The following is a 23,049-nucleotide window of genomic DNA, read 5'->3' on the forward strand; positions in this document are numbered from 1 at the left end:
GCCGAGCTTGATATAGAGCTGCACGGCCCTCATGCGGTCTTCGTACGAATACATGAACTATCTCCCTGTTAGTCCAAGTTTTCGTCCGCACCTCCTAAGTGCCGAAGTAAAATTCCCCATTTATGCCGATGGGGGCGCCAAGGAGAATTGCGGATTTTTCGGCGGCCGACCGCGTGGCTTTTGTGGCGGCGCGAATGCGGGCGGAGCTATGAGGGCTTTGGAGCGGACGTGCTCTGGCATGAGTTCGGCGTGCTGCCGTAGCCGGTAGCTGGATCCTTCGATCTGCACGACAACGGCATGGTGAAGCAGTCTGTCGAGCAGCGCAGTGGCGACAACAGGATCGCCGAACACATCGCCCCATTCGGCGAAGCCGCGGTTTGACGTCAGGATCATGGCGCCGCGTTCATAGCGGGCATTGACGAGCTGGAAGAACAGATTGCCGCCACCCTGGATGACAGGCAGGTAGCCGATCTCGTCGACGATCAGCAGACTCGGCCTGCAGAAGAAGCGAATGCGCTCCTGAAGCCTGCCTTCGCGTTCGGAACGGGCCAGCGAACCGATGAGGTCGGCAAGCGTGGTAAAGTAGACACTCTTTCCAGCTTTGACGGCTTCGACGCCGAGCGCCGTGGCGAGATGGCTCTTTCCGGTTCCGGGTGGGCCAAGGAAATGCACGGCCTCGTGTCGATCGACGAAGCCGAGCTGCGCCAAGGTAAAGATGCGATCGCGGTCGAGCGAAGGCTGGAAGGTAAAATCGAAGCCAGAGAGTGTCTTGATCGTTGCAAGCCTGCCCATTCGCAGCGCCGTCTTGATCCGGCTGTTCTCGCGCAGCGTCAGTTCCTCGGACAGGAGGATATCGATCGCTTCGAGGGCCGACAGCTCACCGTGTTCGAGGCGGCGCACGACGTGGTCAAGCGCTTCCAATGCGCGCGGCATCTTCAGGCCCACGAGATCATGTCGGATGCGATCGATCATGGACGGGATTGCGTCGAGGGTTGCACTCACGGGCGGCTCTCCTTCGCGAGGACCTTGCCGACGGCGTCATAGAAGGCGAGAGACCGCTGCAGCACGGTATCGCCGGCGGGTTTGACGACAATGGCTTCGCCTCGTGTTCGTGGCCGGTGTTGCGGTGTGAGTGTTCGTCGGTGGTCAGGATGAACCCGGCGTTGTTTACGGCCCTCGAGGACCGGATGAGCGGCGATCAGGGTGCCGTTCTCGAAGATGCGGACCTCGTCAGCAAGCGAATGTACCTCCACCGCCCGACTGCGGGTCGCATCAGGAACGCTGTAGGTATTGCCGCCGACGCTGACCATGCCTTCCCGCGATACGCGGCGCTCCAGCTTCAGGACGGATTTGCACGGTGCCAGCGGCAACGGTCGCAGATGCGGCCGTTCTTCGGCGAAAGCCTCGTTGACGACGCGTTGGGTGGTGGCATGCTTCCGTGGATTGGCGACGGTATCGAGCCAGTGCCGGAGCTGTGCGTTCATGTCGTCGAGATTGCGAAAGGAGCGGGCTAGGAAGAAGTCTTCGCGGATATAACGGAACGGCCGCTCGACCTTGCCCTTTGTCTTGGCACGATAAGGTTTGCACGCCTTCGGATGAAATCCATAGTGGCGGGCCAGGTCGATCAGGGCACGATTATAGATGATGCCCTCCGTCTGACCTTCACCGATGACAGCGGTCTTCATCCGATCGTACAGCACCTCCCGTGGAGCCCCACCAATCGCCTCAAACGCGGCGATGTGGCAACGTAGGACGGTCGGCAGGTTCTGATGCATGACGAAACGCGCCCAGATGAGGCGGCTGTGACCCAATACCATCGAGAATAACCAGACGATCCTTGGCGTCATCGGCTCGTCGGTGAAAACGACATGGAACTGGGCAAAATCGACCTGAGCTTGGTCGCCAGGCGGCGTCTCGAAACGAACTTCGAAGCCTTGGTTGGCCGGTGGTCGCACATCGCGGAGAAAATCTGTGACGGTGGTGTAGCCGCCGGTGTAGCCTCGATCCCGGAGTTCTCGGAGCAACCGACTGCCAGTGAGGCCGGGATAGGTCTTCACCCGCTCCCGCAGGTATGAAGCGAACGGGTCGATAACCGTCACCCGTGGCTTTCTCGGTCCATAGGCTGGGGCCTCGAGGCCTCGCTCGATATATTTGCGCACCGTCTTGCGGATCGATACCCGTTTCTCTGGAAATAGCCGACACCGTCAGCCCCTGCTGATGCAGATCCAGGATCATGATCGTCTCCCTCAGATTGATCACCAACATCCCCCTTCCGACCATCGGAAGGAGTATCGGCGATGTCGCGCCGCTGGTCTTCCGGGGCGCGCCCCGGAAGACCAGCGGCCGCAGCACCTGGGGAAGATTCAAACGGCACTATTGGGGAGTATTGCTCCGGTACTGACAGCCGTATTTGGCTTTCCAGTTGTAAAACGTCGCCTCTGAAATCCCGTGCTTACGGCAGAGATCGGCTGCCTTCGCACCAGCCTCCTGCTCCTTCAGCACCGCAATAATCTGCTCTTCCGTAAATCGCTGCTTCTTCATTCGTCCGTCCTTTAATAGGCCGGACTCTAATCCATTCTGGAGGAAATTCTCAGTGGCAGGTCAACAGGCATGGCTTGCCGACGTTCTCGCCCGCATCGCCGACACGCCGATCACCAAGCTGCAGCAATTGCTTCCGTGGAACTGGCAGCCAGACGCGCTGAACGCTCAAGCGGCGTAACCTGCGGTCTCCACCGGAGGCTTACGGATCGAACGCATCATGGCAGACGAGCCAAAATCATAAATCCCGCGGCCCTGACCGGATGGATACGACCGGATGGATACGTCCAAGCCCTCATTCGGGCTCAACATCGTCAATCACGCCGTGATCCGGAGGTGGGTGCAAAACACCGCTTACGTCGATAGATTCTCTTCGGGTTGACGGCCCAACCATGACGCCTGATCAGAACGTGAACGCGGCGATAGCCATAATTGGCATCGTCCGCACGGCGGCTTAAAATCAAAAACACCCATCAGTCGCCTCAGTCTGAACAGCGACAACGTGTTGAGGCTCCACAGCTAGGACGTCACTAACCGCTTCGTATCCGTGATTACGTTCGGCAAAATATAGTCAGATCTGTCATCGTGGCGGTAAGCTATACAAAGCTGCGTCGCCTGGGGAAGGTTACTAATTGAGTGTGAGATGATCTTCAGATGTCGGCCCACCAGGTCCGCGAATTCCCTCGTGGACCATTCGTATATATGCGTCGGATTGGTGGGGGGGCCTCCGCGGTTGGATTTCCCTCTATCCGCGAGTAACTCTAGAGCCGGTGTTGATAAAATGAAGATTCGACCTTTAGAAGCAGCGAATGCGCTCAGGAGACGGTCAGGCTCCATAAGATGCTCCAATACATCGGAGCAGATGACTAAATCCACGTTAAAAATCTCGGGTCTAAGAAAACTCCCGTCAATCCAAGCTCTCTCAGGATAAATTTGCTTCAGTTCAGATAGTGTGGGTTCAATCTCGACGCCCGTAGTTTGAAGACCTCCGAAGTTGTTAATGAGCTTAAAGCCGGACCCACAACCATAGTCAACGACACTAGTGAAGTTATTTGCTTCTGCAATACGAGCTGCGTTCTCGTAGACACCTCGCTGCCACTCATCCTTCATGCCGCGGTCGTCATAGGCAGTGGGTTCCGGTTGATGAACATAAGTGGGAGCAACTCCTTGTCGATCCCGCCATGATACCCTTGCTCTGACAGGCTCGTGACCAGCTCTCTCTGCGTACGTAAAAATAAATTCCGAATTTTCAATTCTAGATCCTTCCTCCGCATCGCGCATAGGTTGACTTCGTCGGTTCAGTTCCCGTTTGATTGCCTCGTCTGAAAGACCAATTACTTGGCCATCACTCACTAATCTACGCTCGTCAGCGGAACGGTCATGAATTTCGGGTTCAATTGGGGATAATGTCTTTTCCGCTTTTAGCCCTGTCACCGACGGAGAGAGTTTTAGACCGTTCTTCAACAAGAAAGCCCACATCCGCTCTTTCTTCATAGGCAGTGTCTTCAAAAATAGGGAAGGATCTGCTGCGTCCCACAGTGTTTTTGGATCAGTCCTTTCGTCAAAATCAGTGAGACGCATGTGGGGCATGTTGAAATAGCGCGCCAATTCTTCTGTTCTCACATCAATTGTGAGCAGCAAAACGCGTGCTCCCGCCGCGGCCGCAGCTATATTCCCATGAAAACGAGAGCCAATCGACAAGTCGACTTGCCTCATAGCGGAATTCCAGGATTTGGAATCTAAATAGTAATGGGCTCGTCTGGACAGCCAATCGAGTAGCTTCCAGGAGTCGGCATCGTTGTCCGAGTAATATCTGATTCTAAATTGTGAATCCGAATCTAGAGCTTTCGTTTGCAACAGCCTCATAATTGAAGTTTCTGCCTGCTCAACGAACAGAGCGTCATACTTGATTCCGAACCTCAGCAATTCAGCAATCGCATCTCGGTAGTGCCCATGCCAAGTGGTATGCGTTGCTATACGCAATGTGCTTTCCGTCTCGATGGCGCGAAAATTACCATCAATTAAGAAAATTGACGGACAGCCGACTACGTCAACGTTCTTTATACCGAGCTTTGACAAGACTTCTGCGGTGAAATCCCCACGGACACCGATGGATTTTGATCGTTCTGATATAAGATCAAGAAACCGTCGCGTCCCGGGGCTGAGGACGATTTCTTCTTCCCGCCGTTGGACTTGCACGCCGGCACCAATGACAACCACATTTTCCACATTCGATCGCTCTATCTCATCGACGTACCACCCCATGTCTGTCGAAGAAGAAATCCAGTTCCCCATACTTAATACCAGTGTCTTAATGTCAGCGGGTATGGGACCTATTTGCGTGAGGCGGGTTCCGAATTGTATAATGGGCGCCATCGACTCCCAAAAGTAAATATTGCCAGTATTCCCTGCCATCGCGTGGAGAATGGCTTCGACTGGCTCACCAGGCCCAAAGGAAAATTCAGGATAGAAGAAGGCGGTGTCTTTTGCCGACTGCTGCTTTTGATTCGGTAAGGTGCTATCCGCCATGTTTTTCTCCAACTACGCACAACTCAGCCTATTGCTTATTTCGTTCCAGCGCACTCGCCTTCGCAAGTTATGGCACCTCCGGCGGTCTAGGCTTGACCTATTTGGCAAAAGGCAAGAAGCGGCGCATCCGAGACAGCTTCCTAGTGGAGGTGCTACACATGCGATCCAAGTCTTCCGACAGGTGCAAGTAGTTTACCTCTGCGCCTGTCCGAAGCGAGATTGCATCTGCCACTTTTCGTAGGACGGTAAAACCCTCCCGTCCTTCGTCCTTGCCGTAGCGCTGGAAATGCTTAAAGCCTTGGATAGCAGGCTTCCTGAGCGCTATTCTGAGATCCGGGTGACGCTGGACATATGCATGTGCCTCTTCCTGAATTAAGCGAGAAAAACGGCTTTTTGCCTTCACAATTTGTCCGGCAGCCGTTTCGAGAGCTATTATAGCACCTTGAAGTTTTACGGCTCGCTCGCCACTTACCCTTGCTTTTGCGCGATCTAGTGACTCTGCAACAGCGGCCGCCCTCGCAATTGAGAGATCCTGAGAAGCCGCAAACAGGAAGGCAAAATCTATGACGAGCTCACTGACATCCGCAGTAAATTCGACGTGCCGAATGAGATCCGCAGCGCCCTCGTCGGCGGGTTTAAGTTTCCACGACGCGATCAACTCGGCAAGTACTCCGATTTCGCCTTCGAGAGATGCAGCTGGGTTGTCGCCAACTGTCCTATAGGTCGCTTCAGTTTCGTCGTCTTGCGCTAAAGCGTTCGCGGTTTTATCCATGGCGCTAACCCACATTGAAGCAGCAGGCGATCCGATAGCTGCGGCATATTCGTGAAGCGCCGACAGATGGAGAGGCAAATCATTTCGAGTAGTTTGGATTTTCTGCAGTTGTTCGCTGAAGGGGGAAATCGACATTCGCCAATTATTGTAGTTCATCTCGTCCACAATGCATTCCTGGCCTGCCGCGAGTGAAATTGCATCATGCCACTGGCTGTGGCTCAGCCGCATTTCAATAGCATCGATGACACGAGCCTTATTTGCAAAGCGAGAGGTACCCGAAATCATACTCGGCTTATTTACTTCATAAAGGTACAAAACTTCAGGAATAATTCGAATGTCTGCATTGTGTTGCGCCGCGCGAACGTATAGTTCGTAGTCTTCGTAACCGACACGTCTTTTTTCAGTGTAGCCTCCAATACTTTCAAAAAAAGAGCGTTTGATAATAGCAGTCGCGGCACCATAGACATTGGACAGATGTGCGATCGACAAGGGGCCGCCTATTGGGACATATGCCACTTTTGCAACCATGCTTTCGGGGGCAACTTCGTACTTAGATCGCTCCGCTGCATCCATGTAGTAGTTGAAGCAGTTTACAATATCTGCGTTGGTACTGGTCGCGACGTGCACGAGTTTTTGCACTGCGTCAGGAAGCAGCAAGTCATCGTCGTCGAGGAATAGCAAAAACTCAGAATTAGTTTGATTGGCTATCGTGTTTCTTGCTGCCCCGAGGTATCCGTTCTCCCGGCGGATCAATCGACCTCCCACGCGTACCAAGAGTTTCTCGATTTGATCGAGTGCATCTAGGGTTTCATTGCTTCGAGAGCCGTCATCAACTACGACGACTTCAATGTTGTCGTATGTTTGACGCAATACTGACAGGATCGCCCCGATCACCTTCCGCGGGCGTTCAAAATGAGTAATGCCCACAACCACTTTGGGATGGGTAACTGGCGAAGCGGCTATCGGGGAGGTATTGTGTTTGGACCGATGAAATTCTACCCATTGATTAATGATGGTATCGGCGCTTTCGGCGGGTCGGGGAGTTTGCACACCATTTCGCGCTAACGAAATTAACCTATCAGCGATCGCTTCCGGCTCGGCATCGACTACCGCCTCCCCATGAAACTCCTTATCGATTAATTCCTTTCCTCCACCTGCGCTCGATGTAAGAATCGGCCTTCCCACGGACATCGCCTCTACCACCGTATAGGGCGAGTTTTCCGCGGAGGACGGAATCACAACAATCGCATTATCTCGCGATGCAAGGTAAGCCATCGCTTCTTCACGATTGAGGTTAACAAGAGCGCGAAGTTTAAACTTCCATTTTAACGCTTTATCAGTCAGGTACACGCCGGATGAGATACCGTTTACCTCGCCCAGCCCGCCTAAAAAGGTGACTCGTATGCCTTCTGCGGTTAATTCTGGTTCAGCCAAATCAAGGGCATCGCAAAAGGTTACTATCCCCTTCCGCGCTTCGTGTCGTCCGAAGAAAATGACTTCTTTGACATCTACAGCTTTGCATTCAGCTTTTGGATCGACGTCGAATTGGAAATAGCTGCATACGTTCTTAATAACGTGAACACAATCATCAGGCGGTAGCTGGAAGTTATGCTCCTTCAACCAAGACACAAGATACTGACTGGGACTGACAACATGGTCTGCCATCCTAATACTTTCCCGTTCCATAAAATCGATGGAAAGCTGATCGATGTGCGTAAAAAGCGATCGATTTGCGCTAAGCGTCCAACGCAGTGGACCGTGCAACTGAACTACTAGCGTCGTCGATTGAAAAGCAACGTTTTGACGCTTTGCAGCGGTACAGAAATAGCCTAGGCCTTTATAGTCGTGAAAATGAATGAAATCATATTCCTCCGTCTGCTCTCTTAGCGCCGCAAAAACGCAGTATGAGCGATTCCTTACATTCAGCGTGTCGTAAACATAGTTGGAAGGATCTATAAATTTTAGCTTGATGCCAAGCTTCGCAAAACTCTCTGCAGCGGCTTCTTTTCGCTCTTTTGCCATTTCTTCATGAGGAAAGAAGATTATCTCGACATCAACATCTCTATCGGCGAGGCTGGCCGCAAGCTCGTAGATGGCGGCGCCAATCCCTCCGGACCGCCCGAGGTTCGACAGTTCTTCCGTTACAAATGCAACCCTAGGCATCAGCTTCACCCATTTAGAAGATGACACCTCATAAACAAGTGAGATGGATTAGGAAAGCCGCGATCGCCCTTATCCAGTTCTGAGATTTTAAGGTTGGCTCGTAAGTAAGCGTCCAGTCAGTCCATTTGTGACGGAACTTGCAGGTTCCACGGGAGGAGTTCGTCGATCCGGTTGAATGGGATGATCGGCGATGCGGTTGATGACCTCCCGCAGGTAGGCTTCCGGATCGAGGCCGTTGAGCTTTGCGGTCTCGATTGACGACAGGATTGCAGCTGCGCGTTCGCCACCCTTGTCTGATCCCGCAAACAGCCAGTTCTGCGGCCGAGCGCAATCGGCCGGATCGCGCGTTCAGCCGCATTGTTGTCGACAAAGCGCGTATCGGATCGCTTCCGCTGTCCCGGATTTTGCGGCAGGCGTTTGAGGTTGTCATCCAGCCATAGCCACAGAGCTTCGACCTTGGGAGTGCTGCTATGTTGCCGCACAGCTTTCCGCACATCTGGCGGCTCACCACGAATGGCCTTTCGACGTCGTAGAGTTCGCCGATCCGACCTAGCGCTTCCTCCGCAATCGGTGCTTTTCCTGAAGTCGCCAGATCGAAGAACTTGCGTCTTGCATCCGCCTAGTAGGCGGCTTCCAGGATGGTCGGTGAGCCGCCTGGCTTGTGTGGTTCGTAGAGGTCCCGAAAGCCTGCATAGCCTTCGGCATGCAGGACGTCGGAGAAGGTGGCCAGATGCTGCCTGGGATGCAGTCCTCTACGATCCGGACTGAAGAAGTTAGCAAACTGCAGGTGGGATCGTGTCACCATAGGGACGGCCGTCGCGAACATAGGTCCACAAGCCCCCGGTCCTGGTATTGCCCTTACCTGGCTCCAGAACCGGAACGGGCGTCTCGTCACCATGAAGTCGATGGCCAGCGAACACATGCTCGCGAAGCTTCACTAGCAGCGGCTCCAGCAATGTGCTGGCCTTGCCGATCCAGGCGGCCATGGTCGAGCGGGAAAGATCGACGCCTTCCCGCGCGTAGTAAATCTCGGATTGGCGATAGAGCGGCAGGTGATCGCACCGGCAATTGATGGCTTCCGCCTCGGCCGCCTCGATATCTTCCAGCGCCAGTTCGAGCTGTTCAGTGGCGCGGTCCATCTTCTCGGAGGACGAGCCGAACCGTGCCCGCTTGAGGACGGCTGCGCCTTCAGCTTGTCAATCAGGGTATCGCGGGATTGAAGCTTCCGAGCCTGTTCAGCCAGTTGGTCAGGCTGCGCACCGATGATGGCTCGCAACGCATCGACGTCTTCAGGCAGGATCGAAGGGCTCACTTCCATACCAAACTCTATAGCCGATTTTCCCTCAGATTACTACCTATCTATCTGTAAAGATTGACATATGCATTAGGCAACTCGTGTCGGCGCAGAGGTCCAGGCGGGAAGCCGCCAGCTTCGTCGCTCGTTTCCGTGGCGATCAGGGCGACCGGTAGAAAAGAAACCAACGGCTCAGCCTGCCCCGCCGCGAACTTCCGCGGCCAGGTGTAATCTGCTGTGGTTTGAAATCGTGCCGACGAGCGACGTCGGCAATCTTTGTATCCGGCTCAACAGCCTCTTGCAGTATCGAGAACTTATCCACGTCGGACCAGTCGCGCCGACGCTCGACGCCCGTCAAAATCTCTATTCAGCCCATAGTTCATCCCCGATGACGTCTCTAATGACGGAATTAGCGACGTAACTTCAGGTGTTCGTGGGAAATCTCCAGAGCAGCTTCACCGGACGCTTACGCTTACGCTCGTAAAATCGTATTGGGGGGCTCGATGGCATCACCAAAAACGCAATCCTGCCTCTGCTTCCTGTGACATTTGCTCAACCAGAGTCCGCGTCGCCGCTGCGGCGTTGGAGCGCCGGCATGGGTCGTCAACCAATAGCAGAATAGTCTCACGCCAAACGTCAGCATTGTACGCTATACGGATCTCTCCGCTTTCATCTTGATCGCCATAAGCTTCAGAAACAGAGAAGATTCCAGCAGCACCGAGGCGCGCAACATCGACACGCTTCGTAGGTGCACGACAATTGTTGATATGAGAAGGGCTTAAAGGAACCAGCATTATATCAATCCGGCGCGCTGCGCTCTCGTCCAGGTAGGCTTTCCAGGGAAGTTGCCGCCTAATTTGGACGCGATCCATTTCGCGCCAAAGGTGCTCGGTTTTCTTATCGGTGAAAACCTCAAAGCGAACGTCAGGCCTCAGTGTGAGAACATCTTGAATGATCGGCTGAAGAAAAAAATGCTCCTGAATGTGGATACCTGAAGCGTGGTAGCCCATCAGAATCCGTTTGGGATCCCTTTCGGTCATGCCATCTTCCTTCAAAACATCCCATAGATGTTTTGGTGGTGCCGGTGGTAGGATGCGCGCGGATGCGTACCTTAAGCTCTGCGCTAGACTAGGCGTCGAAGCCCATATGATATCGAGGCGCCCGTTGAGGCGGAAAAGAGGCAATATTCCCCTAGCGAGCAAAGATGCTTTGTAGGATAAACTAGACTCCCGGCTTGCAATGACGGCTGAAATATCGTCATCCAAGAAGAGGCCAAGACCAGCAAGCTGTTCCGCTGAGGATTCAATCCAGCTTAAAACACTTGGCGAAGCATATCTGCAAACTATCACAAAAGCCCCATTAGGGTCCAAGTTGTCGAAGTTTGGTGCGTCTATGTCAAGGATATGGTGCGGAGGCATTCCAGGCGCCATAAGCCGCGCCGTAAAATAATAGTCCATGGTCGGGTTGGGATGACGTCCACACAATATGATCGTCTTTACCTCCCGGTGCGGGTAATTCGCCGGCGTGGCCCTGAGTCGGGGCGAGGGCAGGCCACGTGCAAGGTGGAAGCGCAATTGGTCCGTATTGATCATCGATGGCTCTTGGCTCATATCACAGGAATCGATGTGTGGTATGCGAGTGAATCTTACGACATTACCGAAGTAGTCGACTCCTATCCTGCATTAGTCAAACTTCCGGCGAAGGATCACAATGCAGCCGAACACTACGCCGAAAGCCGCGAGTGCAGCAATAATACTTACTGCTATTCCCACTAATCGTCTCGGGTACTTGCTATAATCAGGAATGGTTGGTTCTGTGAAAGTATCTACATACAACAATTGAAGCGAGCTTACGAGATTAACCTTTTCTTGCTCACTGATTGCCGATCTCAGTCGCCCTTCAGCCATTTTTAGTTCTAAATCTAGCTGACTGAAGAGTTGTGAATAATCGGCAAAGTTGCCGTTTTGGTTGCGCGTTCCGGCTATCGTTTCCTTCAGGAGAGCAGCCTGATTTTCTTGCGCCTCGATGCGCCTGTTCAAATCGACAAGGTTAGGTGAGTTTGCGGCAACGCTTTGGCTTAAGGCATCCCGTCTACTCCTTAAGGCCGCGGTCTCCGTTTCCAGCGCCGTCAGGACTGTCATAATGCTCGTCGCCGCGGTTCCGATGTTGTAGACCCCCGTTTGATTTTGGGTCTCACGATATTTGTCGCGCAGGGCGGTCAAGTCACGTGTAGTTTCATCTACATCTTTCTGAACCGAGAGGCGCAAATTATTCCACATATTTGCATTGAGTTTATTGACCTGATCCTCTGTTGCTTTCACCACCCGCTTCAGCAGGTCATTGGCTTCTTGAGGCGAAAAGGCCGTTACCTCCAACTCGACAATACCGCTTCTAGGATTGACGGAAGCGGAATAGCGCCCCTCCCAATATTTGACTAATTCTTCTTGAGTGGGCGACGACTTCAACCGTGCGATCAAATCAATCTCGCTTCGCCCGAAAAGCCTTTGAAAATCCGCTTCTTTATCCAATATCTGCACTAGGGCCGGGCTCGAAAGGTAATTCAAAAGAACGGCAGTGTCCTGGACTATCTTCGCCTTTGGTTCAACGGATTCAGAGGAGTACCTATCCCGTGACAGTAGCGGCACCGATGAACGCACCACGAACCGCACCTCGGAGGTGTATTGGGGGGTGGCAATAAAAATAAAGTATACTATACTTCCAAATACTGGAAGAACAAAAGCGAAGATGCCAGCCAGGATGATGGCCGCAGAGAAGAAGCGATCCCGCTGCCGAGGCTTTAGACCTGCGAGGCGGTAGAAATTACGCCTGCTTTTATTTTCGAACGTCAATGCACGGGCATAAGAGCTTAGCGCCGCGGCCATATTTTGGCTTCGCACAGTCGCTGGTGTCGAACCGGTTTTCAAATTGTGGTTATCTTCCGCCAACTGCATTCTCCTAGAGGCGACCGCCTACCATCAGCGATTGAGACGCATGTAGGTTGCGATACCATCCTCGACATTACTGAACTGCACTATGTTACCGTCGATCAACACCATCACGACGTCGCAGTAGTCTTTGATCGTGTTCATATCATGCGAAATCATGATCACATCCGCCTTTGCGCGTCGCGCTTGGAAAGCTTCCCGGCATCTTCTTTGAAAATTTGCATCCCCGACCGCGGTGATTTCATCGACCAAATAGCAGTCGAATTGCACCGCCATGGAGAGACCGAATGCGTATTTAGCCATCATGCCGGATGAATACGTTCTCAAAGGTTCGTTAATGTAGCTACCTATTTCCGCGAAATCGGAAACGAAACGCAGCACTCGCCTGAAATCTTCGCCGTATGCGCGAGCCACGAATTTAAGGTTTTCCTTACCGCTGAGTTGATGATTCAGGCCGGAAGCAAAGCCCAAGGGCCAGGAAACGCGAACATTGCGGGTGATCCTGCCTGTGTTTGCCATTTCAGACCCAGCGATGAGCCGCATTGTTGTCGATTTGCCTGCACCGTTCACTCCCAAGAGGCCATACGATGTTCCTTTGGTGAAATGAACGCTTTGTCCGCGTAAGATATAGCGCCGGTGGGCTGCAGTTTTGTAGAACTTCGTTACGTTATCCATCCTGATCATGCTCATGTGCGATGATCCTCAACTGACATCCAGATCAGCATTCCCGTTATCCAAAGTGTAAATAGGCCCAAGGAAAAAATCAGCCATGACGAGAAGCGGGCGGGATACTCCGACTTCTCTGGTAAATTTGTTCTTGAGAAGACAGACATGAACGTCGTGCGTTTCAATGCAGTTGATCTAGCCGTATCGAGGTTCCTAACGGCTGCTTCATAAAGAGCCTGCGAGACGATACGGTTCGTTTCCAGCCGTGAGAATTCAGTGAGAGCTTGCGAAAGTTGAGATCTAGTGCTGCTTTCGCCGGCAAGGCTGTCCTGCCGTGATTTAATCTGCTCATCAAGAGCTGTAATTGACCGGTTTAGCTGACGAGCCTTCGCTGAGTTATCGGCGTTTGCAGCTTCCAGTCCCTTCAGTTGCACGACTAGTTTGAGTCTCTCCTCCGTCAGCTTCGCAATAACCTCGGTAGTCAATTTGGCGGAAGACGTAGGATCAAGTATCCCCGTCTTATTTTGATAAGATTTTAACTCGTCGAGAGCGGTCTGATACTCTTTTAGGCTGTTCTTGACCTCCGACTCCGCGCGAGCCACAAGATCCCTTTGAGCTTTATCGGAAATTCGCGCGATCATTCTATCAGCGGCGCCCAACGCGGCGTCGGAGATCTCCACGGCATCGCTTGGCGAAAAGGCGCGAACGGTGAATACGATAATTCCAGATGGCCCATCCACGTAAGTTCCTACTTGCCGCTTCCAATATTTTTGGAGCTTCTCGAATCCCGCCTCAGATGGGAGACGGGAAAGTAAATCTATTTCGATGCGCGAGAAACGCTTGTGCAAACCAATTTCCTCGTCCAATCTCCTTACGATTTCTGGCGATGTTAGATAGTTTGCGACAATATAGGAGTCCTGCGTCAGCGAATCGCCGCCAATTATCGAGCGGCCCTCTCTTTGCTCCGAGGTATCAAATCTTTCGCTTACGCCGATTGTTCGGACGATCATCCTCACTTCCGACGTGTATTGCTCACTTACGACGAGCCCGTAAAAGATGGCGGCGAGGAAACTGGGGATGGCGACGAAAAAAATAAAGGAATTTTTTTTCGAATAGAAATGCTTGGGGCGACGAAATTCATCAGCTTCTCTAAGATCCAGCTCCTTGTCACTCGGCGCAGCTTGATCGTATTGCTCTATGACCTGTCCCGAATGGTTGAACTTCGGAATCATACGAACGTACCGTCTGAATTTTCTATGCAGATCAAACCGATGCTCCACTTGTGGGGCAGATGGCACATAATTGCTTCACCGTCTCGATAAGCATCAGCGGGAGATATGACAATAGCATGGCGAACGGACTGAAGCACGATAAGATGGCGATAACCAATATGAAGAGAATCGAAAAATGCAGAGCGGTCTACTTCTCAAGCGGGCATAAGACGGGCTGAGCATTTGCGGAGCGTTTTGTAGTGACATCCGGCAATTCTGTATAGGATGAGGCATTGCTGACGAATGGACGCCGACGACGACGGTGCGTCGGGAAGGATCACTCTGCTTATCCGCAATGAAAGACCGTTATGGCACATGAACGCATCGTCATTTTGAAAAGAGATGACGCTCATCGCTATTCAAAAAGTCCAGTCCTCATTGAGATTCACGATCCGGATCTCCTCCTCGGCAGCGTCGTAACCATTTTTTTCGAGCGCGACGGAAGGGTCCCTCAAACATTGAGCAGGCAGATGCTTGTCGATGAGCACGGCAGAGGAAGCTTCTTCGGCTGGATCCCCACGGGATTGATTGGGATTTACGTAAACTCTGGACCGCTCGAGGAAGGCCGGACGCGGCGACTTCAGCTGAGGCTTCGCCGAGTCGGTCTCACAGAGATCGCATTACGGACGGTTTTGAAGTCGCCGCACACGATGATAGAGATGTTAAAACTTCTGGTGGCGGGGAACCGGCGCGGCTTCAGGTATCGGTTTGCAAGATGCTTCGATCGACTAAATGAGCCGTCCTACAGACAATGGTTGAACACGATCCCTGAATTCCCCAAAACTAGAGATTTGAGCCTCGGTTCAGTCTCGCTGCCGTCCGTGCTCATTTCCATCGTAGGCGATAAAGAATTTGCTGAGGTTAGCCGCCGGTCAGTTGCACAGCAAACCTACCCCTTTGTCCGGGAAGTATCCGTTGAGCAATTGAAGGATCCAGAGGCGAATGATTGTTTATGGGTCAAGCTTCCTTCCGGCATACTTTTACACCCCCAAGCCATTGAGCTTATGGTCCAGGCCCTCTTAGTACATAACGGGAGTGTTGCTGTGTATTGCGACGAAGATCTGATTGGATTTCGAGGTCGCCGTTGTCGGCCGTTCTTCAAACCAGCTTGGAACCCCCCGCTGGCCGAAACCGGTTGGCTTGCGCCAGATGGCGCCCTGATCCGCGTCCAAGCTCTTGCGGGAGAAATTGACTTAGAAGCGGCAGATGCCGGTCAGCTTTTGCTCTATACGGCGCGACGAGGGCAGATTGCTCATCTTCCGCGCGTGCTTCTACACCGTATCGAGCCGCGCTCAAATGTGGTGGCATCGAAGCCGAAAACTGTAAAGTCTAAGACGAACGTCACTGTAGTCATCCCCACCCGAGACCGCGCCGACTTATTGAGGGCCTGCCTTGAAGGTCTCTTTACCCGTACGCGTTACGATGATCTCGATGTAATTGTAGTCGATAATGAGAGTCGCGAAGGCGAGACGCTTGCTCTTTTTCATCACTACGAGGGATCGGATCGCATCCGTCGAATTCCGCTATCTGGCCTATTTAACTTCTCGCGCGCATGCAATCTCGGTGTCGCCGAGGCTCGTCATGAACTTGTCTTGCTTCTAAACAACGACATTGAGCCGCTGGAGCCTGGTTGGCTGAGCCAGCTAGTAGAAGAACTGGATGATGCGGACGTAGGAGCGGTCGGCGCGCTACTTCTTTATCCCGACGGATACGTCCAACATGGTGGCGTCACCTTGGGTACAGGCTCTGTCGCGCGCCACAATTTCAGCTTCGTTCATCCCCAAGCAGGTGAGGATAGTGGACTTCTTTCTCAGAGACAGGAGATGAGTGCAGTGACCGCCGCTTGCCTGATGACCCGAAGAAGCATGTGGAATAGCGTTGGTGGTATGGATGAAGATCGACTAGCCGTCGCCTTTAATGATGTAGATTATTGTCTGAAATTACGTGAAATGGGGAAGCGAATTATGTGGACCCCCCATGCGCGTCTAATACATCGGGAATCGGTTTCCCGAGGTCCAGATGATACACCTGAAAAAATCGCTCGCTTTGCGTCCGAGGAGGCTTACATGCGGAAACGCTGGGGCGACATCCTTGAAAGTGACCCATTTTATAACCCAAATCTCTCGCTCGTCACAGGAGATCGCAGTCTTGGCGTTTATCCGCGAGATCTCTCACCGCGTTTGGCCACACTATGCCCCTCAAGCCCCAAGGGAGCCGACCGTTGATAATCAACGCCTCCTGGCGTACGGCTTGCTTTCAAAGCAATATCTGCTCCACTGTTTATCAGTGCGATTACGTTCTAGGTAACGATCCCAAATGACAGTCAAAAGGTCGTGGAGACGCTCCTCATCATTAGCTTTGAGACTTGTTTATTATGTCGTCGCTGGATTTTTGCTGCGTGCCTCAGGATTGTTTGATGCGGCATGGTATCAACTCGCCTATCCTATAAAGCAAAAAAGAAACAGCATTATCCATTATCTGAAAACAGGCGCCGCGCTGGGTTATGCTCCCAGCCGGAGCTTCGATTCGCAGGCTTACCGGAACGCCTATCTAAGAGACGCGCCTGCAGCAAATCCGCTGATCCATTATTTGCTCGTCGGTCAATGGCGGGGGTTCTTGACGCAACCATCACCACCTAGCGAAGCGGACTTAATTGAGGATTCCGGGCTTTTCGATGAGGCCTGGTACTACGCCGCTTATCCCGACGTGTTGGAGTCACGGATACCCGCGCTAAAGCATTTTCTGATCTTTGGATGGCGAGAGAATCGTTCACCTGGTCCATATTTCGACTCGTCATGGTACGTAACCAGGTATCCTGAGATCATTGGACGGAATCCCTTAATTCACTTTATTACTTGTGGTAAAGAGGAAGGTCGCATTCCGATGCCGCCGAAAGTCAACCTTGACGTTGCTATGGAGGTGATTGGCGAACTCGAAGATCTCGATCCCGAATTATATGCTGCCGACTATCGCAATCGAATTGAAGTGCTGGAAATTGCGATGAGCATGCCACGGAATCGTGTAGCGTTTATTTTCGAAAGAATTATATCCACTATCCCGGCACCACCTAAATCAATCGTTTTTGCGCCATGGCTTAGCCATGGAGGCGCAGATCTAGTTGCGTGCCATGCCGCACGGGCTCAGGCAGAGTGTTACGGCTCCTCCTCTGTCCTTGTGGTACTGACTGATGGTGGGGATGAAGTTGGCATGCGCCGCTTGCCTGACAATATACCAGTCGTTTCGTTCTCCGCTATTGCTGAAGATCTGTCGGATACGGACAGGGCAGAGTTAGTTGAGTTGCTGGTGCGCAGTCTCCAACCGGCAACCATCATCAACATTAACAGCCGGGCGTGCTGGGACGCCGTCAAGCGACGCGGTCGACGGCTGGCTCATTTTACTAGACTCTACGCGATGTTGTTCTGTCCAGATTACGGACCTTCAGGGCGGCGTATTGGATATTCTGATCTTTACCTGCGTTCATGCTTGTCGTTTCTATCAGGGGTTTATTTCGATAACGCGACTCACATCACTGAGGTCATACAGCAATTTGGAATCCCGCCCGAGTTGAGGTCTCGCTTGATTACACTTAAACAGCCGGCACCTTCGTTAACTCCAGCGCGGCTTAGAGATAAGGGCGGTAACAACCGGCTCAGAGTGCTGTGGGCGGGCCGGATCGCCCGCCAGAAGAACATCGGCCTTCTGCTTGAAATATTACGCAATGCCCCTCAGTTCGATTTTCACATTTGGGGAGGGACGGCCGATGGCACTCTGAAGGCTATGTTGGAGGATGTAGCCGAATCCGAGACCAACATCTTTCTGCACGGGCAGTTCGATGGATTCGGGCAGCTGCCTCTGGATTCCTATGATGCCTTTCTTTACACTTCACTGTGGGATGGGCTTCCCAATGTGCTTTTAGAGGCAGCCGCAGCTGGCCTGCCGATTGTCGCGTCGAACAGCGGCGGCATTGCTGAACTTGTCACCCCCCAGACAGGGTGGTTGATATCGTCGTCGGATGATGCAGTCGAATATATTGCTGCCCTTCAAGAGTTGGCAGACGACCCAGCTCAAGCCTTTGAGCGCGCGAATGCGATGCAGCAAAAGCTTCTGGAAGAGCACAATTGGGCGGCCTACAAAAAAATTCTCTTCAATGAGCCACTGGGGACGGGAGGCTTTTTAAGTGCATAAACCTTCGATAACAGCAGTTTTGAATGCGCATCGGGAGGGGTTGCTAGCTTTACCATCGCTTGAAAGCCTTGATCGTAGCGTAAAGAATGCAGTGGAGGCTGGGTATCATGTCGAAACCATTGCCATACTTGATTGCTCTGACGCGTTGACGCAGGCCATTATCAGAAATAGTTGCCATGAAAATTACCGGATTATTGAGACAGATTTTGGAGACCTCGGTTTGGCACGCAACTGTGCGATTGAGGCGGCAACCGGGGATTTTGTAGGGTTTCTGGACGCCGACGATCTATGGGGAGCAGACTGGTTGACCAAAGCGGCCGCTATTGCCCAAACACGAGATGATCCAGTCATCTGGCATCCAGAAGTCAATGTATATTTTGGTGTCGCGCAACTGTTGTTCTTTCACATCGACATGGAAGATCCGAGCTTCCTTCATTCAGGTCTTGTCCTCGACAACTATTGGACTGCGCTGAGCTTTGGGGCTCGAGAACTTTATCTAGAAAACCCATATCCGGCCACTGACCTGCGAGCAGGGATCGGGTTTGAGGACTGGACCTGGAATATGAGCACCATCAGCGCCGGGGTCATTCACAAGGTTGTTCCACAAACTGGCCACGCTATTCGCCGGAAGGAAACCTCTCTTTCTCGCGATACCTTGAAAGCAGATGCAATTTCCCACCCTGGAGATTATATCAAGCGCCTAGTCGATGAGCGGCGTTCGTATTAAACTAAGATGTCCTTCCCGAGAAATGGTTGACACCTCAACCGGGGGACATGGTTTACACTATTGTCTTCGAGGTGAAGAGTGCAGGTGCCTTTGACCTGCAGAAGGTCCGCTTCGACGACTTCGCTGAGGGGTTCATCAAACGGCCCCACCGGGCGCTGAATATGGCCTGCCTGTTGATTGCCACTGAGAACTGACACGGCGTTTGGCGTGAACCCTTCTGGCCGGACCAGCGAGGCGCTTCACACTGAGCCGCTTGCCGGGCGAGTTGGGTTTCGAATTCTTTTAGCGATCTGTAGCCAAGGGCCGAGTGCAGCCGCTTAGCATTGTGAACCTCCTCGATGAATCTGGGCTAGCGCTCGGCGAGGCTTGCCCGGCATGACGCTACGACGCTTCACCGCGAGCCTATCGCCGCCTGCCGGATCTCGACTATCCATTCCGCGTGCTCTGCTTCCCGAAAAGTGGAGGAGATGGGGCGCAGGGCGCAGGCCGTCGGCATCAAACAGGTTGAAGACCGCATCTGGCTCGCGAGCTTCATGGATTACGACCTGGGATATTTCGATGACGAGACATGCAGGCTCGAACCTTTGCCGAACCCTTTCGGCCCGAAAGTGTTACCCATGTTTTAGGAATAAAACGTCACCTATGTGTCCAGAACGGACCCCGAATGCAGTGGCTGGGGCGCCTGGATTCGAACCAGGGATGACGGTACCAAAAACCGTTGCCTTACCGCTTGGCGACGCCCCAATATCATCGCTGCAATTGAAATATCGTTCAGCGAGTGCGGCTTGCTCTAGCAAAGCTTCATTCGCCGAGCAATCGTAACGCAGTGGTTTTTTGAAAATCTCCCTTCTTCATTTTGTTTTTAGGGCTGGCTCCCGGTCGTCCCGAGTCCGCTAGCAAGCGAAACTGCCCTAAGACCGAAGTTTCGATCCCACTGGGATTTGGAGCTTTCCGGGATCAGAGCATCCTCATGTACCGAAAAGTAGCCGAATGCTGCGAGGGGAGTGATCCCGTAGTGGCGGGATCATGTCTGGGGTCCCGGTATTTAGGCCCTAGTCAATTCACTCGCGTGGTGGGAGTGACTTCTAATATATGTCTCTTGTTACCAAGCCAGCCTCACGCTGCCACTCCAGCCATTCTCGCACCCGGAAACCTCGATGCGAGCTTTCGTCCGGCCGTTCCTTGCCCGCATCCCTAGCCTTCCCCTCATCGGCAATCCCGATTTAGCATAGTTTATTTCCCTGATATATCCGCAAATTTTCCCTGATGGATTTATAGGGAATGCATCGCCAAGCCGCTGAATTCTTTCCGGAATCCCGCTCGATTGGGCGGCGGACTTCGCCTAGTTATCATTTTTCCCTGTAAAACGACACTTATCAGGGAAAATGCACACCGAGACCCGTACGCCCCACACTGCCCACACCAGAGTTCGGTCCTGGTAATTACGCACTGCGTTGATAAGGCCGTCCAAGAGATGATCCATCCTCGGCCAGCTATGGCATTCGCCCCCCGACACCGACGTCACCTTTCGCAAAGCCGGCGTTCGCCTCGAAAAGGTTGGTAGGTACAGTCGGAAGGCCGGAAAGAGCGGTAGGTGCGGGAGCAGGCGGTGATGTTGCACGAGGGGGCGGATCCCGGATCGCCTGATATCTGGCCCTTGTCGAGATCAAAATCGGGAGCGGGCTCGGCCATCGCGGCGCGGATGAAGTTGCGCCAGATCCGGGCCGGCAGCGAGCCGCCCGTGACGCCTTTCATCGGCGTGTCGTCGTCGTTTCCGACCCAGACGCCGACGACAAGCGGTTCGGTGAAACCGACGAACCAGGCGTCGCGATTGTTCTGACTGGTGCCTGTCTTGCCTGCCGCGAACGTGCCGGGGTCCGCGTCGCGGCCGGTGCCGCGCTCGACGACGAGCTGCAGCAGGCCGAGCAGGTCGGACTGGTAGGGCGCAAGATCGATCGAGGGCGCGGTCTTCTCGCCCACCCGAAAGGCCTGGGATTGGCCGGCCGCCTGAAAATCCAGGATGCCCCATGGCTCGACCGGCGCCTTCCCGAGGCGAACCGATGCATAGGCGCTGGTCAGGTCCAGAAGGTTGACCTCCGATGTTCCGAGCGCCAGGGAAGGAGAGGGGGGCAGAGGCGGGTCGATGCCGAGTTCCTTGGCGGCCGCGACGACGTTGTCGAACCCCACTTCCTGCGCCAGGGCGACGGTCGCCGCATTCAGGGAACGGGCGAAGGCTTCCGCCAATGTGACCCAGCCGCGGTAGCTGCCGCCGGAATTTTCCGGCGACCAGCCGTCGATCTCGATCGGAGCGTCGAGGACACGATCGGAAAGGGTCAGTCCTTTTTTCAAGGCTGCGTAATAAACGAACAGCTTGAACGTGGAGCCCGGCTGGCGCATGGCCGTGACGGCGCGGTTGAACTGGCTCGTCTTGTAATCGTGGCCGCCGACCATGGCGACGACCGCGCCCTCGGGCGTCATCGCCACCAGCGCCGCCTGGCTGGCGCCGAGCGTCTTTCCGTCTTCATCGAGAGCCTCGGTCACAACCCTTTCGGCAAGGCGTTGCAGGCGCGACACCAGTGTGGTGCGCACCGTCGTCGAACCTGGAGAGGCGCCGGCGATCTCGCTTGCCTGCGGCGAGATCCAGTCGGCGAACCAGCTTCCCGAGCGCGGTGTCGGAGCCGTTGGACGCAGCTTGCCGAAATCGGCCTTGGCGGCCGCGGCCCTATCGGGCGTCAGCTTTCCATTGTCGACCATCGCGGCGAGCACCGTTGCCGTGCGTTGACGGGCGCCTTCGAAATTGTCGATCGGGTTGAGCTGGCTCGGCGCCTTCAGCAGCCCGGCGAGCATCGCCGATTCGGATACGTCGAGATCGCCGATGCCCTTGTTGAAATAGATGCGGGCGGCAGCGGGCATTCCGGTCGCGCCCGAGCCCAGATAGGCGGCATTCAGGTATCGGGTCAGGATTTCCCGCTTGCCGAGTTTCCATTCCAGCCAGAACGCAATGACCACTTCCTGGATCTTCCGTTTCAGCGTTCGGTCGCTTTCCAGATATTGCAGCTTGATCAGCTGCTGGGTGATCGTGCTTCCGCCCTGGACGACCGAGCCGGCCCGAAAATTGCGGATCAGGGCGCGGCCGATGCCCTGCGGATCGATGCCGTAATGGCTCATGAACCGCCTGTCCTCGATCGACAGGACGGCGTCGATGAGCGACTGCGGAAACTGGTCGTACGACGCGTACGGCCCTTGATAGGGTCCCTGCCGGACAAGTGGCGCGCCATCAGCGGTTTCGAGCACGATGACGGGCTTCAGCGAGCCCGCGGCGATCTCCCGCCACGGCACGTCCTTCAGCGCCCATATCAGAATGGTGCCGAAGACGAGGACGCAGCCGAGCGATGCGAAGGCGGCCAGGGAGAGCCAAGAACGCCGCCTGGCCGGTGGGTTCTGCCGGGAGAGGAATTGAGGGCGCCGCAGCGCTGCCAAGCCTGCGATCGCTTTTCCGGGGAGGGCGGAAAGGCGTCGTGTCGCGATCCCCGAGGCCGGGTTCGATCCGGGTTCTCCCGGTCCTGCGTATTTCCGCCGAAGTGCCGAGACGGTGTTCCTCATCCCGAGAGAGCCCGATTGCCACAAAGCTCGAAGGTCATGGCGGAGTGCGGCCAGCAGGCCGCGAATGGCTTGCCCGCTCTGCCCGAAAGGCGCGGCCGAATTCCCGTCTGGTTTCGGCTCGTCCGCGGGGTTATCGGAGGCTAAACCCTCCCGGTGACGCTCGTTCTCTTTCGAAGCGCCTTGCGGTGTTGTCTCGATGTCAGTCACCCGCGCGGGGCCGCCGGGGGCATGTTCATCCGGACTGTTGGATTTGTCCTCGGGGCTTGCCATTCACTGCGTAGCGGTTGGTTGGAGAACGGAACTAGGGCATCCTAGCGCAAAAGAAAGATGCTGTGACACCTACCGGCGATCACAAG

13 protein-coding genes, 1 tRNA gene and 5 pseudogenes are annotated in these 23,049 nt (G+C 54.0%); 5 read left to right on the forward strand and 14 right to left on the reverse strand.

Annotated features, from left to right (window positions below; all coding sequences use genetic code 11):
• Positions 1 to 120: 120 nt before the first annotated feature.
• The 3 genes and pseudogenes from istB to J2X76_RS16205 all read right to left on the reverse strand — a co-directional run.
• Complete coding sequence (gene istB, locus J2X76_RS16195) at positions 121 to 1,002, reverse strand: IS21-like element ISRel3 family helper ATPase IstB (protein ID WP_310218085.1); 882 nt, start codon at positions 1,000 to 1,002, stop codon at positions 121 to 123.
• Positions 999 to 2,259, reverse strand: a pseudogene (gene istA, locus J2X76_RS16200) (IS21 family transposase). Before istA ends, istB begins: the two are co-directional and overlap by 4 nt.
• Before the next feature lie 144 nt (positions 2,260 to 2,403).
• Positions 2,404 to 2,541, reverse strand: a pseudogene (locus J2X76_RS16205) (transposase); the annotation flags it as partial.
• 64 nt (positions 2,542 to 2,605) lie between these two features.
• On the opposite strand from J2X76_RS16205, the pseudogene J2X76_RS16210 reads away from it, so the two are divergent.
• Positions 2,606 to 2,719 (forward strand): annotated as a pseudogene (locus J2X76_RS16210) (transposase domain-containing protein); the annotation flags it as partial.
• Positions 2,720 to 2,897: 178 nt separating this feature from the next.
• Here the strand turns inward: J2X76_RS16210 and J2X76_RS31630 are convergent.
• From J2X76_RS31630 to J2X76_RS16245, 9 genes and pseudogenes are all read right to left on the reverse strand, one after another.
• Positions 2,898 to 2,993, reverse strand: a pseudogene (locus tag J2X76_RS31630) (IS3 family transposase); the annotation flags it as partial.
• Positions 2,994 to 3,057: 64 nt separating this feature from the next.
• Positions 3,058 to 5,067, reverse strand: coding sequence for a polysaccharide pyruvyl transferase family protein (locus J2X76_RS16215; RefSeq protein ID WP_310218088.1), 2,010 nt, complete (start codon positions 5,065 to 5,067; stop codon positions 3,058 to 3,060).
• A 97-nt stretch (positions 5,068 to 5,164) separates the two neighbouring features.
• Positions 5,165 to 8,002, reverse strand: coding sequence for a glycosyltransferase (locus J2X76_RS16220; RefSeq protein WP_310218089.1), 2,838 nt, complete (start codon positions 8,000 to 8,002; stop codon positions 5,165 to 5,167).
• 116 nt (positions 8,003 to 8,118) lie between these two features.
• Positions 8,119 to 9,320: pseudogene (gene tnpC, locus J2X76_RS16225) on the reverse strand (IS66 family transposase).
• Positions 9,321 to 9,456: 136 nt separating this feature from the next.
• On the reverse strand, positions 9,457 to 9,654 hold the full coding sequence (locus J2X76_RS31635) for a transposase (RefSeq protein WP_405030051.1): 198 nt from the start codon (positions 9,652 to 9,654) through the stop codon (positions 9,457 to 9,459).
• Positions 9,655 to 9,805: 151 nt separating this feature from the next.
• Positions 9,806 to 10,888 (reverse strand): hypothetical protein, encoded by a 1,083-nt coding sequence (locus J2X76_RS16230; RefSeq protein WP_310218092.1) that lies wholly within the window; start codon positions 10,886 to 10,888, stop codon positions 9,806 to 9,808.
• Between the two features lie 90 nt (positions 10,889 to 10,978).
• Positions 10,979 to 12,241, reverse strand: a complete 1,263-nt coding sequence (locus J2X76_RS16235; protein ID WP_310218094.1) for a hypothetical protein — start codon at positions 12,239 to 12,241, stop codon at positions 10,979 to 10,981.
• Between the two features lie 30 nt (positions 12,242 to 12,271).
• On the reverse strand, positions 12,272 to 12,925 hold the full coding sequence (locus J2X76_RS16240) for an ABC transporter ATP-binding protein (RefSeq protein ID WP_310218868.1): 654 nt from the start codon (positions 12,923 to 12,925) through the stop codon (positions 12,272 to 12,274).
• 2 nt (positions 12,926 to 12,927) lie between these two features.
• On the reverse strand, positions 12,928 to 14,139 hold the full coding sequence (locus J2X76_RS16245; protein ID WP_310218095.1) for a hypothetical protein: 1,212 nt from the start codon (positions 14,137 to 14,139) through the stop codon (positions 12,928 to 12,930).
• A 347-nt stretch (positions 14,140 to 14,486) separates the two neighbouring features.
• On the opposite strand from J2X76_RS16245, the gene J2X76_RS16250 reads away from it, so the two are divergent.
• The 4 genes from J2X76_RS16250 (at position 14,487) to J2X76_RS16265 (ending at position 19,284) form a co-directional block, all read left to right on the forward strand.
• On the forward strand, positions 14,487 to 16,403 hold the full coding sequence (locus tag J2X76_RS16250; RefSeq protein WP_310218096.1) for a glycosyltransferase family 2 protein: 1,917 nt from the start codon (positions 14,487 to 14,489) through the stop codon (positions 16,401 to 16,403).
• A 91-nt stretch (positions 16,404 to 16,494) separates the two neighbouring features.
• Complete coding sequence (locus tag J2X76_RS16255) at positions 16,495 to 18,363, forward strand: glycosyltransferase family 4 protein (protein ID WP_310218100.1); 1,869 nt, start codon at positions 16,495 to 16,497, stop codon at positions 18,361 to 18,363.
• Positions 18,356 to 19,090, forward strand: coding sequence for a glycosyltransferase family A protein (locus J2X76_RS16260; protein ID WP_310218103.1), 735 nt, complete (start codon positions 18,356 to 18,358; stop codon positions 19,088 to 19,090). Before J2X76_RS16255 ends, J2X76_RS16260 begins: the two co-directional genes overlap by 8 nt.
• Before the next feature lie 47 nt (positions 19,091 to 19,137).
• Positions 19,138 to 19,284 (forward strand): hypothetical protein, encoded by a 147-nt coding sequence (locus J2X76_RS16265; protein WP_310218104.1) that lies wholly within the window; start codon positions 19,138 to 19,140, stop codon positions 19,282 to 19,284.
• A 476-nt stretch (positions 19,285 to 19,760) separates the two neighbouring features.
• Here the strand turns inward: J2X76_RS16265 and J2X76_RS16270 are convergent.
• Positions 19,761 to 19,834, reverse strand: a tRNA-Gln gene (locus J2X76_RS16270).
• A 777-nt stretch (positions 19,835 to 20,611) separates the two neighbouring features.
• Positions 20,612 to 22,891, reverse strand: coding sequence for a PBP1A family penicillin-binding protein (locus J2X76_RS16275; protein ID WP_405030064.1), 2,280 nt, complete (start codon positions 22,889 to 22,891; stop codon positions 20,612 to 20,614).
• Positions 22,892 to 23,049: the final 158 nt, after the last annotated feature.

The organism is Neorhizobium sp. 2083 (assembly GCF_031455615.1).
Lineage (GTDB): Bacteria > Pseudomonadota > Alphaproteobacteria > Rhizobiales > Rhizobiaceae > Neorhizobium.

Coding starts and splice junctions, on each gene's coding strand:
- J2X76_RS16230 (WP_310218092.1), bottom strand. CDS start 10,888: ATGATCAATACGGACCAATTGCGCTTCCACCTTGCACGTGGCCTGCCC.
- J2X76_RS16215 (WP_310218088.1), bottom strand. CDS start 5,067: ATGGCGGATAGCACCTTACCGAATCAAAAGCAGCAGTCGGCAAAAGAC.
- J2X76_RS16250 (WP_310218096.1), top strand. CDS start 14,487: ATGGCACATGAACGCATCGTCATTTTGAAAAGAGATGACGCTCATCGC.
- J2X76_RS16240 (WP_310218868.1), bottom strand. CDS start 12,925: ATGATCAGGATGGATAACGTAACGAAGTTCTACAAAACTGCAGCCCAC.
- J2X76_RS16265 (WP_310218104.1), top strand. CDS start 19,138: ATGGTTTACACTATTGTCTTCGAGGTGAAGAGTGCAGGTGCCTTTGAC.
- J2X76_RS16220 (WP_310218089.1), bottom strand. CDS start 8,002: ATGCCTAGGGTTGCATTTGTAACGGAAGAACTGTCGAACCTCGGGCGG.
- J2X76_RS16245 (WP_310218095.1), bottom strand. CDS start 14,139: ATGATTCCGAAGTTCAACCATTCGGGACAGGTCATAGAGCAATACGAT.
- J2X76_RS16255 (WP_310218100.1), top strand. CDS start 16,495: ATGACAGTCAAAAGGTCGTGGAGACGCTCCTCATCATTAGCTTTGAGA.